Here is a 15594-nt window from a genome sequence, read left to right as displayed (position 1 = left end):
CCATTCACATTTTTTTATTGGCACTGACCGCTGCTTTTTTGATTGGTGTGGTAATAATTGCTTTTTGGGGAGGTGATTAAGACGATGAGGATAAATAGAAAAATGGGGGAGGCTACGCAGCCTTCCCATGTTCTAATTCTAAAAGAAAGTCTTCTAACTCTTTCATCGTAGTGATTTCAAAATCTGTATATAACGCCACTGGCTTCAAACTTCTGCCTTCTCCTTGCTCCATACGAACAAACCCCTTTTCAGACAGTGCCTTTAGAGTATTAGACAAGTTAGACTTTTTACGGCCAGAAATTTCAGCAAGCTCAGTAACACTTTGAGGGCGTTCATCATCAATGAGTCTTAACAGAGCTACGTTTTCTGGATTTAGTACCTGAGAAATAGCATTGAAAGACGTATACCAAACTTTTGGCTCGTCTTTCGCTGGTTTGTATTTGCCTTGAGCAATAGCCAGTACTCTCATACGTATTAGCTTCTCAGGCATGATGCCGATTCTTGCTTTCATATTATTTACCTTCAATTGCTTCAATAGTGACTTCAATCCCTTCAAAGAAGTCGGTTAATAAAACTGTACAGTCTTGAAATTCATACGGAGTACCTTTATCAATCGCTGACTTGTGAACATGATCATAATCATGACGTCGGCCAGCAAAGCCTTTTTTCTTTAAAGGCTTGACAGCATGAGCATTATCCATTCCAAATACACGTTTATTATAATTGTTATGTAACGTTAAGTTGTATCGGATACCGTGAGGCCTTTCTTTAGTTGGTGTAACTTGCCAAGCCTCTATCTTCCACCAGTACCCATCATCACGATGTACTTCAGTACCATGCAAATCCAATAAATTATTTAGACCTGTATCCAAGTCAGCACTCCAATTCATGTTATGACCTGAGTATAACTAAGGTTTAATTATTTGTACATCTGTTTAATTGTACAATTTCAAATTATTAAAATATCGAAACATCAAATAAATTAGGGTGGATTGGTTGTTAATAAAACGCTCTTTAACCAGTTGATAAGTAGGGAAATTTCGTACGTATTGGATCGTAATTCCTAATCGCCCGTTCACAATCTCTGTGCAATTTACGCATTGGATAACATGGTGAGCTGAGGTTTTGTGGCGCATAAACAGTTCGTGGGGATAATATTTATCTTAGATCCAGATGGGTGAGTGGTGCGAATATTATATTCAGCACAAACCATAGAAAAACAAGTTAAAAAAAATGGTCGCACAAGCGACACAAGATCGGTCGTGCTATTGACACGGTTTGTCTAATGGGTGACCCCATTGATCTTATTGATTACTAAACCCATTTAAAATGGCAATGAACACCATCAGGTACTAGTTCACATATATTTATCTTAATTACAATTGAAATCATCTAATCCCGCTTTGACCTCAAAGCAAAACCAGCCGGAGCTGGCAGGCTTGCTTACATAACTACTAGATCTTATTCACTGTCATTAGTGTTGTCTTTGATAAACGGTTTAAGGATAGTTTTGCCAATAAACCAAAAGGTCAATATAAAAGCAATAACCGCCAACATATAACCTAACTGACCATACCCCAACTTACCCGCGATAATCCCAGCAAATATAATAGATAAAATAATTGGTCTCATATTTAAACCTAATTGCAATTTGAAACGGTTACTGAACATTGTTGGTATCCACCAGCAAATATCCATCCATAAGAAATTTTACCCGGAGTATAACCTGCTGTACCGTCAGTTAAATATGAAGCTCCAAATATTGGCGTTTCAAGGAAATACCCTTCGACCTGTATTGTTCCTTCTGTCACAAAGTTTGCGGGAGACATGGCTACAGTACCACCCAAACTGCCACCAACACCTAACCCTAGTCTATCGCACACTTGCACTACAGAACAGGATTGACCGTTAGTTGTCATTATTTGTCCAATATCAACACTTACACCTTCAATTCCATAATGGACAGCCCCCGTCCCCGTTAAAGAGGCCGAATTTCCGAACAAATCATTGAAAAAGTTTGTTGTTTTCTTATCCCAATAAGCTAACTCAGAATTTAATCGTTTTTGTAGATCACCTTGACCAAACTCATTAAATAAACTTTGGTACATTGCAGTCATCGCACCGTTACCAAATTTTCCACCTGTAAGCACAGATGATGTACCGCCAACCGTCATACTTATTATCGTGCCACTTATTGGTCCACTATTGTAGTGAGTGTTCAACCCCGTTCCAACTCCTTTTGTAAATCCAGCAGAAACAAATCCATGACCGAACTTTCCACCGCCAAGCACAGATAATGTGCCACCTGCAAAAGCATGAGATGCAATTTGCCCAGCAATCTGACCAGATGTTAACATGTTTTCACCAAAATTGGTCAGGCTTGATGCACTCATATTTCCAGCTTCAACTGCCGCAATATTACTTGCTCCTGCCCCGCTGTAATAATCACCGATTTGTTGGAATGTATAAGCACTTGCACCAGCTACAGCAGCAGCTCTAAGTGCCCCAGAAGGAGGGACTCCCATAGCTCGATTAAACTCATATGTCCAAGCGGCAGCCCCCCAACCTCCACCATAAACAGCAGAAACAGTAGAACCAACAATATTAACTACATCTTTTCCAAATATTTTGGTAGCGGCTTTAATTAATCCACGTCTAAAACTAGAGAAGAAATACCCACTTGGATCGGTATAACTCATCGGGTTATTCAGAACATAACTATAACGATTATAGTTCTGCAAATTACTCGGTGCTTGTATAAACGGATCAGCCTGTAAGAATCGACCTAAAGTTGGATCGTAGATCCGACCGTTCATATGGATTAATTCTATCCAAATCGCTAACCTAATGAATTAACTTGGCTGAACCTACAAATAATTCACACTAATAGGCTGTACTTACTCAAACTTTTTTTTCTTTTCGTGAATATAAGCCTTGGTTAAATATTTTTCACTGGTTCCACAATGAAGGGAGGCCAATATTGACTCTTTTAAGCCACTAATAATGTCGACTTCAGATGAGTAATTTATGTTATCCCTAATCGTATCGGCAAGTTTTTCAATGATAACCTCTGGCTTATTTATGTTGAATGTTTTTCCTAGCTTAATCAATTGTTTCCTATCTGGAAAAAGTTTTGCACTGTTGAGCTTTAGTGCCATTTTGTTATCTATGGTGTCGTAAATTGGCGTATGCGTAATATCATATGGTGGCGTTAACACTATCTCTGTTTTGCTTTCTTCATATTGCACTGAAAAATTCTTTAGGTGGGCATCGCCATTTCCTATTAAGCAATTAAAAATAATATATTGGTACATACGCTGAAGTTGTAAATCAGATCTTGTATAGAGGTACGTCGCTTTCATTAGCATTTCGTAACTCGACTGATACTTCTCATCGCCTTGCTTGCCCATTAGCACGGTAAAATCCTCAATGCCAAGGCGCTTACCATTTACCTCATCAAATCGTTCGGTTATAAAAGTTCTCAAATCGTCGGACAGCCAACATTGGCTAGGTGCCAAACCACAGGCTCTTGCCGCCTCCATGCACACGTATTCGTTGACGGTCAGCAGTGGAAATTCCTCATCATATGTTTTGATGATAAAGTCATCTTGCTGTAAAAGACTGCGCCCAACTGACGGTTTGTCTGTGTCATTAAGCGCATTTACGAGCACCTTAGGCTGCACGCCTGAAACCAAGCCATTTAGGTAGTGTCTATCTAATAGTTGATGAAAAAGGTTTTCTTTGCCTTGCCAAGTGAGTATTTCGTTTAATGACAGTTGCTCAACTTCTGTTTTCTCAATTTCACTACTGTAAGATAAATGCCCAATACCTTTATCTAATTGGAGAGCGAGTAAATACATGTCATTGATGTTGGCGTGACGTCGAAGTTTTTCACTGATGTAGCGGCGAATATAACCTTCCGGTAAATTTTGGCTAAAAATAGGGTGAAGCGCACCATAATTGTAAGGGGCTTGCTGATATTTCATAGTCAAAGATACAGGATTGTTACTATGGTATTGGTAAGAAAAATGGCTTGGCTGAGTCAAGTCGCCCGATCCTTTTCCAAAGGATTGCACGTTAATTTGAGTTATTTTATTTGGTAGTTCCGCCACTAGTCACTTTCCCCAAACAATCTGGACAGTTCATCTAATTGAGGTAAATCGTTTTGTTCTTCAACAAAGGAAATCTTTAATCCCAATACTTCAAGGTACTTGCGAAGGTATTTTATCCCTCCCGTAAAGTGACCTTTTTCCATCGCAATGATCTGATTTCGGCTTAAACCGGTTTGGGTTGAGACGTACTGCTGAGTCCAACCTTTTTCTTTGCGTTTAACTGCTATCAAAGAACCGTCATACCAATGCATTTTAGAAACCTCTATAACAAAACATACGTTAATATATATTAACAAAATCAGTGTAACAAGCTTAAAGGTTAATATATGTTAACCTTTAGGGCAGTAATTCGTTAACAATATTTTCCTTTGAATTGACATGTTTAATTTTAATCCGTTTAATCGAACAACTAAAGCTCTATGAAAACCATTAGGTTAGCTATTTAAGTTGAATTAATTCATATGAACGGTAGGATCTACGATCCAAATCAGCGACTCTGACCCACAGGTCGCTTAATCTGTTTGTGTCGTTTCTTCAAGTTCTAAAAACGCCATGATTTCATCTAGTCTTGCTAAACCATCTTCATAGCCAATTTCAATCAACTTTTTGGTAAATGGCTTTTCGAACAGTATGTAACTCATTAATGTCGATTCACTATTTCGATTGACGCCGATCAGTTTAAGTAAAAAGCGAATAGCACTTGGGATTTGATCGTAATAATTTGACGCAATGTGGCTAAAATTTCGAGATGGGTTAATAAGTAACGTATGGACCGGCTTTAAGTCTGTTTTGCTTTCTGGAACATGTTCTAATGTGCTGTTAATTCTGTTTAGTCGCTCTAAATCTGAATTAAGAGAGTCTGTAAAAACAGTGTCAAGTAAGTGCCCGGTGATGGTGGCCGAATTTGGAAAAAACTCAGGGTCGCCTAAAACATCGTCCTTTTCGGGATGCTCGACACCTATAATGAGAATTTTGTCTGCGCCAAGATGAATTGAAGGACTCAATGGCGACAGTTGATGTATAGAACCGTCGCCATAATAATGTTCGTCTATTTTTACACTTGGAAAAACCAAAGGAATGGCCGCCGACGCCATTAAGTGGCGAGTCGACAACATAGTTTTAACACCTTTACGTTTCGCGCGGCTCCAATCTTGTGCCGAGCTTGACTGAAAAAACGCAATACTGTCGCCGTTGTTATAACTCGAAGCAGCAACAGATACCGCATCTAAATGGTCCGATAAAATATTTCGATCGATGCGTTTATAGTCAATGACTTCTTGTAAAAGGTTTCGTAAGGGGCGATTGTCAAATAAACTCGTTGCTCGTTGTTTTCCTTTTTTACTAAATTTGGATAAGTAATTTAATGCTAGATGCCCAAATACCCCGCGCCATGTGCTTGCATATACTTGTTCAGTTCTAAAATTTTTCCATACCCATTCAGTTTTTTTCACCCCAAGGTGAAAACACGAAGCATAACACGCCATTGAAACTGCATTGATTGCACCTGCAGACGTACCGGATATTACCTTAAACGGCGACTTTTGATTACGGGGCAGTTTCGATGAAATCGCTTTTAGCACACCGACCTGATAGGCCGCACGAGCACCGCCGCCAGTCAATAATAATGCACACGTTTTGGGTTTTTTCGTCGCTTTAAACAACATTTACAGTTAAGCCTTTAAACCATTTGTTTTTAGTATAGAAATTAATATGTTAAACGACAAACCAAGTTTTAGGAATAAGTTAATAAACTTACCCTTGATTCCTCCACAGGATTACGTAATAATGCGCGCCGCTTACCAATGTTAACAATTGGATAGGCAAGTTGTTATGGTAACTCCATTGGTTCTCTCGCAACGATAACTGGTTTACCTGGTCAGGCCCGGAAGGGAGCAGCCAAGGCTAGTGACTCGTGTGCCGGGATGTGGCTGGTGGAGTTGCCACCCAATCCTATTTTATTCAAGACATCCTCCTTATTTTCTGTTTTTCATCTTCGACTATTAAGTTTAATTCGTTTAGATTCAATCGTATCTCCATAGAATTCAACATATCCTTTTTGGCAATGCCAAAAGCGAATTTATTACTTCTGTTATCAATACTCTAAAATTAATTAACCTGTGCTTTTTTCTGAGCGGCTTTTCATAAGTTCTAATAAAGATGAGTGAAAATCCCCAAATATAAATTCACCCCAAATTCTTGAATAAATACCGAAGTTGGTATTGTCTCTTATGGTTGTCGATAGTGTTAATTGACTTTTTCCATTGGGTAAAGGCGTAATCTGGTAGGAACCTGTAAGCGGGGCAAAATATTCGCCACCTATCTTGACATGTTTGTCTAACGCATCATTTGGGATCAAGTCTGGATCTATTTCAAACCGATAGGCCATTTTTTTATTTTCAGTCCATTCAGTGATCACTTCTTTGAAAACGACGTTTTTTTCCCAAGTGCTTGTTCTTACACTGCCGACGGTTTGACCGGACATGTCGGCAGAAATTGGCGATGGAACTCCTATTAAAGCAGTAAATGAAAACGGTAATTCGTCTGGAAAAATGTGGTTTACATTTCCTAATTCCGCCCAAATTTTACTGGGGAACGCATCTATAATTATCGAATTGGATACTTCGTACGTTGAGGTCATACTAAGGTAATTATTTTCAAGTGGGGCGATGAATAACGGGAGTACAACAACGCAGGATAGTGTGTTGTTATGGTGATGAAATTTTTGTCGCACAAAACCCGCCGCCATACCGCCTAAACTCGCACTAAACATAAATGCAGGTGTCGCTATTAATACACAGATACTGCCTTCCAATAATGTGATGACACTGACTAAAAGGCATATAAATATTGGTTGCCAAGCAATAGTGGCCATTTGCTGATAACGAATATTCTTATTTTGATTTAACTCAAAATGAACTCTTATAAATCCAATAATAAAAGGCACGAGAAATAAAAAGGATAAAGAGACTAAACCACCGAATTTTTGAAGCGCGTCAAATTCTAAAACAACTCTAAAAAGGAGGCCATAAAATGTACCTAGGATTATGCCTATATGTTTTGGTTTAAAGTGTGCCATCAATTTCCTTTTACGTAGATTAAGCAATTATATTAATTCCTTTGTTCATCTTATTAAATAACAAAAGCGACGATAAATTGCGATAACAACACATGTTTTTTACGCGGAGAGTTTTAAGCTTATTTTCCTAGTGAGTAATGTTTTAATAAAAATTCAAAAGCCATGCATGTTAACCTTGTATTTGTGTTGGTTTATTTATGAATAATTACGTACAGGTGAATTATAGATGATTAAAGTTGGTGTTGTTGGTTATGGATATTCCGCTAAGACCTTTCACATTCCGCTGATCCAATCCTCCGATTTATTTGAATTTTCAGTTATTAGTAGCTCGCAGAAAAGTTTGATTGAACAGACCTTTCCCGGTGTTACCGTTTTTGAGTCGGCCTATGACTTGATAACTCATGGTGACATTGAACTAGCCATAATAACGGCACCAAATGATGTGCATTATGCATTGGCTAAGTGTTGTTTGGAAAATGGAATTCATGTTGTTGTTGAAAAACCAATGGTGACCACAAGTATTGAAGCAGAAGCGCTTGTTGAACTCGCCAAATCTCGTTCTTTACTATTGTCTGTTTTTCACAATAGACGTTGGGATGGCGACTTTCTAACCGTTAAAAGCTTGCTTGCGAATGAGCAGGTTGGAGATGTTCGTTTGTTTGAATCTCGCTATGACCGTTTTCGACCAACGGTGCGACAACGATGGCGAGAACAGCCGGGGCCGGGAGCGGGCATATGGTTTGATTTAGGCGCTCATTTAGTTGATCAAGCAATCAGCCTTTTTGGATTACCGAACGCGCTGACAGCTCGTTGTTTGTGCCTTAGAGAGGGGGCTAAAACGACGGACTACTTCCACGTTTTGTTACACTATAAAAACCTTGAAGTCGTATTACATGGTAGCTCGTTTTCGGCTGCGCCAAATCAGCGTTTTCGTGTTGAAGGTACCAAAGGGAGCTTTGTTAAATCTGGTTTTGATCCACAAGAAGCGCAATTAAAAAATGGTCTTAGACCAACAGACAGCAACTATGGGGTTGAGTCTCCAGAACAGTTTGGATGTCTTTATACTGAAGAATCAACCGAAGTCATCTCAACGAAAGTGGGCTGTTACCAACGATATTATACAGGCATTGCAAACGCGATTAGAGTCGGTGGCGACAACCCTGTTCATCCAGAAGGCGTGGTCAATGTGCTCAAAATACTTGAGTTAGCGGAGAAAAGCAGTCTAATTGGCAAAACGCTAAAGTTAGAATAAATAAAACGACGCAACACAATTAACAAATTTTAACCGCTAAATTTTAACCTCCAAATAATAGGCGAGACGTAGATACAAAAAAGGAGCTGAATTCAGCTCCTTTTTAATTTTTTATTAGAGAGTATTAGGACTTTTTTAACTCTTCTTGTCGTTTTATTTCGTTACTAATTGCCAATGGTGAACCGGTATTTTTCGCAATCCAATAATAGGCCATCGGGATTACGTATAATGTCAAGATGGTTGAAAATGCAACGCCAAAGAATATCACCACACCAATAACAGAACGGCTCTCAGCACCCGCTCCTGAGGCGACCATTAGTGGTACCGCACTCATAATTGTTGAAAAAGACGTCATGATTATAGGTCTAAGACGTTGTTTTGATGCTTGGATAAGAGACTCTTTAAATACACCACCTTTGTCTCGCAGTTGGTTGGTAAACTCAACTATCAAAATTCCATTTTTGGCGGCTAACCCTATCAACATTACGAGACCTATTTGACTGTATATGTTAAGTGTCATTCCGGTGAATTTGAGCCCCAACATTGCACCCAGTGCGGCCAATGGAACCGCCAACATAATAACTAATGGGTGAATAAAACTTTCAAATTGCGCGGCTAATATTAAATAAGTGACTACCATCGCCATTAACATAACAAAAGCGATAGAGCTGCCAGATTCTTTAAACAACGACGACTGCCCTTTGTAATCGATATTTACGCTTCCCGTGATATTGTCTTTAACCACTTTATTTAAGAAGTCGAGCGCTTGGCCAAGGGTATAACCTTCAGCCAAATTAGCCTCAATTGTTATTGAGCGCATACGGTTATATCGGTTTAATTGACTCGCGGTTGCTTCTTCATTTACTTCAACTAAATTCGATAGCGGGATCAGTTGCTGTGTTGTTGCAGAACGTACATATAAGCCGTCAAGGTCTGACGGGCTATTAAAGGCTTCGTCACGTCCTTCAAGCAGTACATTATACTCTTCGCCGCGTTCAATGTAGGTTGTTGCTCTGCGCTGACCTAACATTGCTTCTAAGGTACTACCGATGTCAGATACTGAAACCCCTAAGTCTGATGCACGTTCAGTGTTTATGTTGATCAACAACTGCGGCAAGGTCTCTTTATAGTCACTGTCAAGACGCAGTAAATTTGGGTTTTTACGTGCTTCCGCTAAGATGATGTCGCGCCATTTAGCGAGTTCATCGTAGGTATCGCCTTGGATAACAAACTGAACAGGACTGCCTAAACCGCGCCCACCTAAGCCGCTTCGCATCATAGCAAAGGCTCTAATATCGGTTAAACCTTGTAATTCCTGAGAAATTTCGTTCATGACTTGGCTGGTCGATTTAGTGCGCTCTTCCCAGTCAGGCATGCCGATAATTGCGATACCTGCACTGCCACCAAAACCTGGGGTTCTGACGATTACTCGATTTAAGTCGCCACGGTCGTAATAGGCCAGTAAGCGTTCTTCAACTAATTCCGTATTTTTTAGGTTGTTTTCATAACTTGCGCCTTCAGCTCCACGAACCATGACAAAAAAGTTGCCTCTGTCTTCTTTTGGCGCCAGCTCTTGAGGAATCGTTTGGAATAAGCCAACCATAATTGCAATTGCTAACGACATGATCACTAACAACCCAAACTTATTGCTCACAGTCGAGTTGAGTTGGTTTTCGTAGCGGTTCTCTAATTTAGAAAAACCATTGTCGAGCCAACGGCCAAACTTAGACGCACGCTTTTTACGTCGCAGTATTTTCGAACATAACATCGGCGATAGGGTGAGTGCTGCGATACTGGAGAATATCACCGCAGCGGCGACGGTAATGGCAAATTCGACAAAAAGCCGGCCAATATCCCCCTCTAAAAAGACCAATGGAATAAATACTGAAACCAATACTAAGGTAGTTGCTATTACGGCAAAACCGACTTCTCTTGCGCCGTTATAGGCTGCGAGTAGAGGGGACTCTCCGGATTCAATTCGGCGATAGATATTTTCTAGGACAACAATAGAGTCATCAACAACCAGTCCAATAGCCAAGACCAATGCCAAGAGCGTTAATAAATTGATTGAAAAGTCTAGCATTAACAACACGGTAAATGTGGCAACTAAGGCGACTGGAACGGTTATCGCTGGGATAAATGTGGCTCGCACATCCCCCAAAAACAAATAGATAACCAGAACAACTAGAGCAATGGCTATTGCTAGCGTGCTGTATACTTCTTCGATAGATTTGGCGATAAAAACGGAAGAGTCGTAGGAGTCGGAAATTTGTGTGCCTTCCGGTAATGTTTCCTGTAACTGTTTTAATGCTGCTCGGGCGTCACGCACTACATCTAAGGTATTTGCTTTAGATTGTTTGATTATGCCTAAACCAACCATGTCTTTGCCATTACCACGGAAAGCATTTTCGTCATCTTCTGCGGTCAGTTCAACCTCAGTGACATCACCTAATCGAATAAGATAACCATCATCGCCGCGACCAACCACTAAGGTCTTATACTGCTCTGGTGTTTTATAAGAGCGCTCGATTCGAACATTAAAGGTTCGGTCTGTGGATTTAACTTCGCCGGCAGGCAGTTCCACGTTTTCTTTTCGAAGTGTGTTCTCAATATCTGCAACGGTGACATTTCGCGCTGCCATTGCGTCTCGGTCTAACCAAACTTTCATCGAATAATCACGGCCTCCACCTAAGCGAACCCGCGCAACGCCATCAACAATTGCGATACGGTCAACCACGTATCGTTTGGCGTAGTCAGTTAATTCTAAGTTGTTCATAGTGGTTGAATTCATAACAAACCAGGCAATTACGTCTTCGTCGTCGTTAGCTTTAAATACTTCCGGCGGTAACGCTTGGTCAGGGAGGTTGTTAAGTGCTCGGGAAACACGTTCACGAACGTCATTCGCCGCTGAGTCAATATTACGTGTTGTTTTAAATTCTATAGTGATCTGAGAGCGACCATTACGAGATGTTGAATTGATATTTTTAATCCCTTCAATCCCTGAAATACGGCTTTCCAGTATTTGCGTGATTTTACTTTCAATTATTTCAGACGATGCGCCAGGATAAGATGTACTCACCGAAACAATTGGCGGATCGATATCTGGATATTGACGTAACGACAGCATAAAAAAAGCGACAATACCAAAGGTCACCAGCAGCATATTAACAACCGTCGCAAAGACGGGGCGCTTAACTGAAATATCGGATAACAACATAACTTACCCCTTAACTGCCGGTTTTGTAGTGGTTACCTGTGCACCGTCTCGAACTTTTATCACGCCTTTAGAAATAACAGTTTCACCCACTTCTAATCCAGACAAAATTTCTACAACGCCTGGTTTTCTGCGGCCGGTTTCAACTAATGTGCGATGCACAACATTATCAATAACTTTGTATACGTAGTGGGCTTCGTTTATTGGGATAATTGACGATTCAGGAACGGTTATCGATTCTATCGATTTTGTTTCAACTGATAGTTGCAATAACATACCTGCACGAAGTTTTTCTTCTTTATTTGGAAATAACGCTCGGACTTTAAACGAACGTGTTGCTTTGTCTAAACGTGAGGCAATACTTGAAATTTTGCCGTTGAAAGGCTTTTCATAAGCTATATTTGTGGCAAATACGGGTTGTCCAACAGCAACACGATTTAAAAAACGTTCAGGTAACTGAAACTCAACCTTAATTTGTGTTAGGTCGTCCAATGTTGTGATTTCAGTATCGGTTGTTAATAATTGCCCTGGGCTAATTTCGCGTAAGCCTAACTTGCCGTCAAATGGTGCGTAGATAAATTTCTCAGATAACTTGATTTCGGCAACAGACAATTGCGCAGAGGTTGTTTCCATCATGCTTTTTTGGCTGTCTATTGCACTTTCTGCCGGTGCACTGCTTTTTTCGATGTCTAATAAACGCTGCAATTGGCGAGTTTGTTCTGCTAGCTTAATTTCTAACTCTTTTAAGTTTGCAAGTTCTTCACCATGTTCTAAGGTCGTTATAAGTTGACCTTTAACAACAGTATCACCGTCTTCAAAATGAACCGCTTTTACTCGGTCGGTACTTTGTGATGTTAAAATAATGGATTCATTGGCCTGTGTCGTGCCTAATGCGATGATTTCATCTTTTAGCAATGTTTTGGAGACGAGCGCCGTTTCAACGACCGCCGCTTGACCACTTCCGTTATTGCTGTTGGATAAAGCTGTTGCCGGCCAATACACATATGCCAGCATGCCAACTAATAACAGTACAATCCAAGTAACCGGGGTTTTAAACATTTTTTTTACCTATAAATTTATATTCAACATTAAAGTGGAAATACAATCCGCTATTTGGAATTATAATAGCAATACTTAGATGATCTAAATATGTAGTTAAGCACGTTAAAGTTGCGATTTAACGCTTATTTTACCTTTCTTTTTGTATTTAAATACCGATTGGTACATATTTAAGAAATAATTGGGTAAGTATTAGTTTATTTAGAATAAAAAACCATAGTTTTACTTGGGTATTCGCATTGGCCAATTTTGACTTGCTGACAAATTCAATCCCTTTTATTAGGTTTCGCAATTAATCAACGACGCAGCAATTGAAACTTGAAAAACTTGACCTATATATGTAGTAGTGAAGATGTAGTAGTGAAGATCAATTGTGAATATCGTTGGGGAATAAAATTCGCCCTTATTAACCTGTACAAAGGAGTGTTTAATGTTTTTGTTATTGTTGTTTGCAACGATTGCAATTGTGGTCTCGTTTATTTGTTCGATTATGGAAGCTGTTTTACTTAGTATTACACCAGCTTATATTGCGTCTTTCCAAAATCCTAAAATTGCAAAGCGAATGAATAATCTAAATCAGCATGTAGATAAACCTCTATCTGCAATTTTAACCTTAAACACTATTGCCCACACCGCAGGCGCAGCAGGGGTCGGGGCCCAAGCATCTCATTTATATGGCGACTCTGCGATTGGTATCGCATCCGCAATTATGACCCTATTTGTTTTGGTCTTTTCTGAAATTATTCCTAAAACAGTTGGCGCAAATTATTGGCGACAATTGGCACCGACGGTGAGTTTAGTTTTAGTTAATTTAGTTTGGTTACTCAAACCCTTTGTTTGGATGTCAGAACTTGTTACCAAGTTATTTAAACAGGATAATGACGAGAGTCTTTATATGCGTTCTGAAATTGAAGCGATGGCCAAGCTTGGTTTGCAAGCTGGGGCACTGCATAAAGGAGAGTCCGACATAATTCAAAGTTTGTTAAATTTTAGAGATTTAACAATAAGAAAAGTCATGACACCTAGATCTCTGTTATTTAAATTACACAAAGACACAACGGTAGAAGAATATTGCAAATTACACGGCTCAGTTCCTTACTCCAGAATCCTTGTGTTTGATAAAGACCCAGATGACATTATCGGTTACGTTTTAAAAACCGATGTTATGTTAGCAAATAGCCGAGTAAAACCTGACTACCGAATATCAAAACTGGTAACGTCAATTTTAACGGTTTCACAAACTCTCAGTTTGCCTTTGCTATTCAACAAATTGCTGACACAAAGAGCGCATATTTCTTTGGTTGTGGACGAATACGGTGAGGTGCAAGGGATTGTTACATTGGAAGATGTTATTGAAGCATTGTTACAGGTATCCATACTTGATGAGCGTGATGTTGAATCAACAACCGCTGCAGAAGCTGAAACCACGGTAACTGAGAAAGAAACAGATCCAGAAATCCCTACTACAACCCCTAAAGAGAGTTGATCACGACTCACTAAACGAGTTCTCATTACGTTTTGTAAATCAATGTTAATACCAATTGCGTTGAACAGGTAAAACACACTGTTTTATCTGTTCTTTAGTTTGACCATTTACCGGTAAAAATTGTTGTCATTAAACGCTAAATTACGACTAGAAATTGGATTAATGACACAGAATAGTAAAACTCTACAGTTAATATAACCAACTAGATCTGTAAACATAATTTAATTTACATCTACCGATTGTGGTAAGTCGAATAGCCCGCTATATCTAAAAAATAATTGAAAATATATTCGTTTCATATAACTTGTAATAACGTACTTGTTGATGACTTAATGCGACAAATAGCACTCATTTAACGTTAATACTTGGCAATGTTTATTTATTGCACAAGCAAAGCGCAGTCGCTTGAAAGGGAAATCATGATTTTTAGTTAAATGTCATTCTTAAAAAATATGCTATTGCCTTTCGTATTTGTCATTTTTTTAAGTGTTGTATTATTTGTCATTGATGCTCAAGACGAGAAGCAAATTCGATTAACAAATGACAACCTTGCTTCGTCATTACAAGAAGTGGTTAAAGAACAACGAAATACCTTGACCCGATTTATTGATACCAATAATAAACACTTACAGTTTTTAGCAGATATGCCGCCAGTTTTAGGTATTCATCGGGCCATAGAAAACAACGGAGTCGACCCTGATAGCGGTAACGACGTCAATATTTTCAAGTCTCATCTCGGTAAAATATTTACATCTTTGATAAATAATTATTCAAATGTTTTTCAAGTCAGAATGATTGACGCACATAGTGGTGATGAACTCGTCAGAGTTGACAAATATAATAATAAAATTATTGAGGTTAAAGGCGCTAAATTACAAAACAAGCGCGAGACTGATTGAAAACCAAGACACTAAACGTTTTGATAAAGAAAGTGCGTTGGCACGGGTGATGGGTGAAGAAACATTGCTTAAAGAGTTATTGGCTTTGTTTATTGAGCAAACTCGTCTCGATATTGAAGGTTTGTTTGAATTATTGGAGCAAAAAGACTTTATTCAAATAAGCCATGTTTGCCACGCATTAAAAGGTGCGGCGAGTAATATTGGCGCTAATAAATTAAATGCAATTTGCTTTAAATTGGAACTGGCATCTGGGTCAACTGATATTTCAAATTGCCTAGAGTTGATGCAAGAGTTAAACGATGAATATGTTGCATTTAAGTCAGCAATTGAACACGAACTTAAATAACTTTTTTGAATGTGAAAAATAAATATATAGGTCGTTATTTAAATTGGCCGTAACATCTTGTTGCCAATTAAGTGGCAAGCAAACTTAACTTTTTCTTTGTAAAGTCGACTAACCTAGTTAAAGTGTCCAGTTATAAATCGTTCAAATATA

At 39.1% G+C, this 15594-nt stretch carries 14 protein-coding genes and 1 other RNA gene; 5 read left to right on the top strand and 10 right to left on the bottom strand.

Annotated features, from left to right (window positions below):
* Positions 1–112: 112 nt before the first annotated feature.
* The 7 genes from Q4575_RS03960 to Q4575_RS03930 all read right to left on the bottom strand — a co-directional run bounded on the left by Q4575_RS03960 (position 113) and on the right by Q4575_RS03930 (position 5776).
* Positions 113–511, bottom strand: a complete 399-nt coding sequence (locus tag Q4575_RS03960; protein WP_215962282.1) for a MarR family transcriptional regulator — start codon at positions 509–511, stop codon at positions 113–115.
* 1 nt (position 512) lies between these two features.
* Positions 513–890: a DUF6516 family protein gene (locus Q4575_RS03955; RefSeq protein WP_215962281.1), complete on the bottom strand. Its 378-nt coding sequence runs from the start codon at positions 888–890 to the stop codon at positions 513–515.
* Between the two features lie 571 nt (positions 891–1461).
* Entirely contained in the window at positions 1462–1632 is a 171-nt protein-coding gene (locus tag Q4575_RS03950; protein ID WP_215962280.1) for a hypothetical protein, read from the bottom strand.
* An 8-nt stretch (positions 1633–1640) separates the two neighbouring features.
* Positions 1641–2816, bottom strand: a complete 1176-nt coding sequence (locus Q4575_RS03945; RefSeq protein WP_303521372.1) for an RHS repeat-associated core domain-containing protein — start codon at positions 2814–2816, stop codon at positions 1641–1643.
* Positions 2817–2897: 81 nt separating this feature from the next.
* Positions 2898–4112 (bottom strand): type II toxin-antitoxin system HipA family toxin, encoded by a 1215-nt coding sequence (locus Q4575_RS03940; protein ID WP_215962278.1) that lies wholly within the window; start codon positions 4110–4112, stop codon positions 2898–2900.
* A complete protein-coding gene (locus Q4575_RS03935) occupies positions 4112–4363 on the bottom strand; it encodes a helix-turn-helix transcriptional regulator (protein WP_215962277.1) in 252 nt (83 codons plus the stop codon). The genes Q4575_RS03940 and Q4575_RS03935 overlap by 1 nt, the downstream gene beginning before the upstream one ends.
* 261 nt (positions 4364–4624) lie before the next feature.
* Complete coding sequence (locus Q4575_RS03930; RefSeq protein WP_215962276.1) at positions 4625–5776, bottom strand: patatin-like phospholipase family protein; 1152 nt, start codon at positions 5774–5776, stop codon at positions 4625–4627.
* A 176-nt stretch (positions 5777–5952) separates the two neighbouring features.
* On the opposite strand from Q4575_RS03930, the gene ffs reads away from it, so the two are divergent.
* Positions 5953–6049, top strand: an RNA gene (gene ffs, locus Q4575_RS03925) — signal recognition particle sRNA small type.
* A gap of 173 nt (positions 6050–6222) precedes the next feature.
* Here the strand turns inward: ffs and Q4575_RS03920 are convergent.
* Positions 6223–7188: a hypothetical protein gene (locus Q4575_RS03920; RefSeq protein ID WP_215962275.1), complete on the bottom strand. Its 966-nt coding sequence runs from the start codon at positions 7186–7188 to the stop codon at positions 6223–6225.
* 226 nt (positions 7189–7414) lie between these two features.
* On the opposite strand from Q4575_RS03920, the gene Q4575_RS03915 reads away from it, so the two are divergent.
* The gene (locus tag Q4575_RS03915; RefSeq protein ID WP_215962274.1) at positions 7415–8440 is read left to right on the top strand and encodes an oxidoreductase; all 1026 of its coding nucleotides are present in this window, start codon (positions 7415–7417) and stop codon (positions 8438–8440) included.
* A gap of 124 nt (positions 8441–8564) precedes the next feature.
* Here the strand turns inward: Q4575_RS03915 and Q4575_RS03910 are convergent, their stop codons facing one another.
* Together Q4575_RS03910 and Q4575_RS03905 are read right to left on the bottom strand one after the other, a co-directional pair.
* Complete coding sequence (locus Q4575_RS03910; RefSeq protein WP_215962273.1) at positions 8565–11657, bottom strand: efflux RND transporter permease subunit; 3093 nt, start codon at positions 11655–11657, stop codon at positions 8565–8567.
* A gap of 3 nt (positions 11658–11660) precedes the next feature.
* Entirely contained in the window at positions 11661–12713 is a 1053-nt protein-coding gene (locus tag Q4575_RS03905) for an efflux RND transporter periplasmic adaptor subunit (protein WP_303521371.1), read from the bottom strand.
* A gap of 430 nt (positions 12714–13143) precedes the next feature.
* Here Q4575_RS03905 and Q4575_RS03900 point away from each other — a divergent pair, with 430 nt between their 5' ends.
* The 3 genes from Q4575_RS03900 (at position 13144) to Q4575_RS03890 (ending at position 15444) form a co-directional block, all read left to right on the top strand.
* Positions 13144–14199 (top strand): CNNM domain-containing protein, encoded by a 1056-nt coding sequence (locus Q4575_RS03900; protein ID WP_303521370.1) that lies wholly within the window; start codon positions 13144–13146, stop codon positions 14197–14199.
* A gap of 434 nt (positions 14200–14633) precedes the next feature.
* Positions 14634–15098, top strand: coding sequence for a hypothetical protein (locus Q4575_RS03895; RefSeq protein ID WP_303521369.1), 465 nt, complete (start codon positions 14634–14636; stop codon positions 15096–15098).
* A 46-nt stretch (positions 15099–15144) separates the two neighbouring features.
* Positions 15145–15444: an Hpt domain-containing protein gene (locus Q4575_RS03890; protein WP_303521406.1), complete on the top strand. Its 300-nt coding sequence runs from the start codon at positions 15145–15147 to the stop codon at positions 15442–15444.
* The last annotated feature ends 150 nt before the right edge of the window (positions 15445–15594 follow it).

This window comes from Psychrosphaera sp. 1_MG-2023, from assembly GCF_030548245.1.
Taxonomy (GTDB): domain Bacteria; phylum Pseudomonadota; class Gammaproteobacteria; order Enterobacterales; family Alteromonadaceae; genus Psychrosphaera; species Psychrosphaera algicola.
This window is presented reverse-complemented; position numbering and strand designations above follow the sequence as displayed.

Coding starts and splice junctions, on each gene's coding strand:
- Q4575_RS03950 (WP_215962280.1), bottom strand. CDS start 1,632: ATGAGACCAATTATTTTATCTATTATATTTGCTGGGATTATCGCGGGT.
- Q4575_RS03900 (WP_303521370.1), top strand. CDS start 13,144: ATGTTTTTGTTATTGTTGTTTGCAACGATTGCAATTGTGGTCTCGTTT.
- Q4575_RS03930 (WP_215962276.1), bottom strand. CDS start 5,776: ATGTTGTTTAAAGCGACGAAAAAACCCAAAACGTGTGCATTATTATTG.
- Q4575_RS03905 (WP_303521371.1), bottom strand. CDS start 12,713: ATGTTTAAAACCCCGGTTACTTGGATTGTACTGTTATTAGTTGGCATG.
- Q4575_RS03960 (WP_215962282.1), bottom strand. CDS start 511: ATGAAAGCAAGAATCGGCATCATGCCTGAGAAGCTAATACGTATGAGA.
- Q4575_RS03895 (WP_303521369.1), top strand. CDS start 14,634: ATGTCATTCTTAAAAAATATGCTATTGCCTTTCGTATTTGTCATTTTT.
- Q4575_RS03915 (WP_215962274.1), top strand. CDS start 7,415: ATGATTAAAGTTGGTGTTGTTGGTTATGGATATTCCGCTAAGACCTTT.
- Q4575_RS03945 (WP_303521372.1), bottom strand. CDS start 2,816: ATGAACGGTCGGATCTACGATCCAACTTTAGGTCGATTCTTACAGGCT.
- Q4575_RS03955 (WP_215962281.1), bottom strand. CDS start 890: ATGAATTGGAGTGCTGACTTGGATACAGGTCTAAATAATTTATTGGAT.
- Q4575_RS03920 (WP_215962275.1), bottom strand. CDS start 7,188: ATGGCACACTTTAAACCAAAACATATAGGCATAATCCTAGGTACATTT.
- Q4575_RS03935 (WP_215962277.1), bottom strand. CDS start 4,363: ATGCATTGGTATGACGGTTCTTTGATAGCAGTTAAACGCAAAGAAAAA.
- Q4575_RS03910 (WP_215962273.1), bottom strand. CDS start 11,657: ATGTTGTTATCCGATATTTCAGTTAAGCGCCCCGTCTTTGCGACGGTT.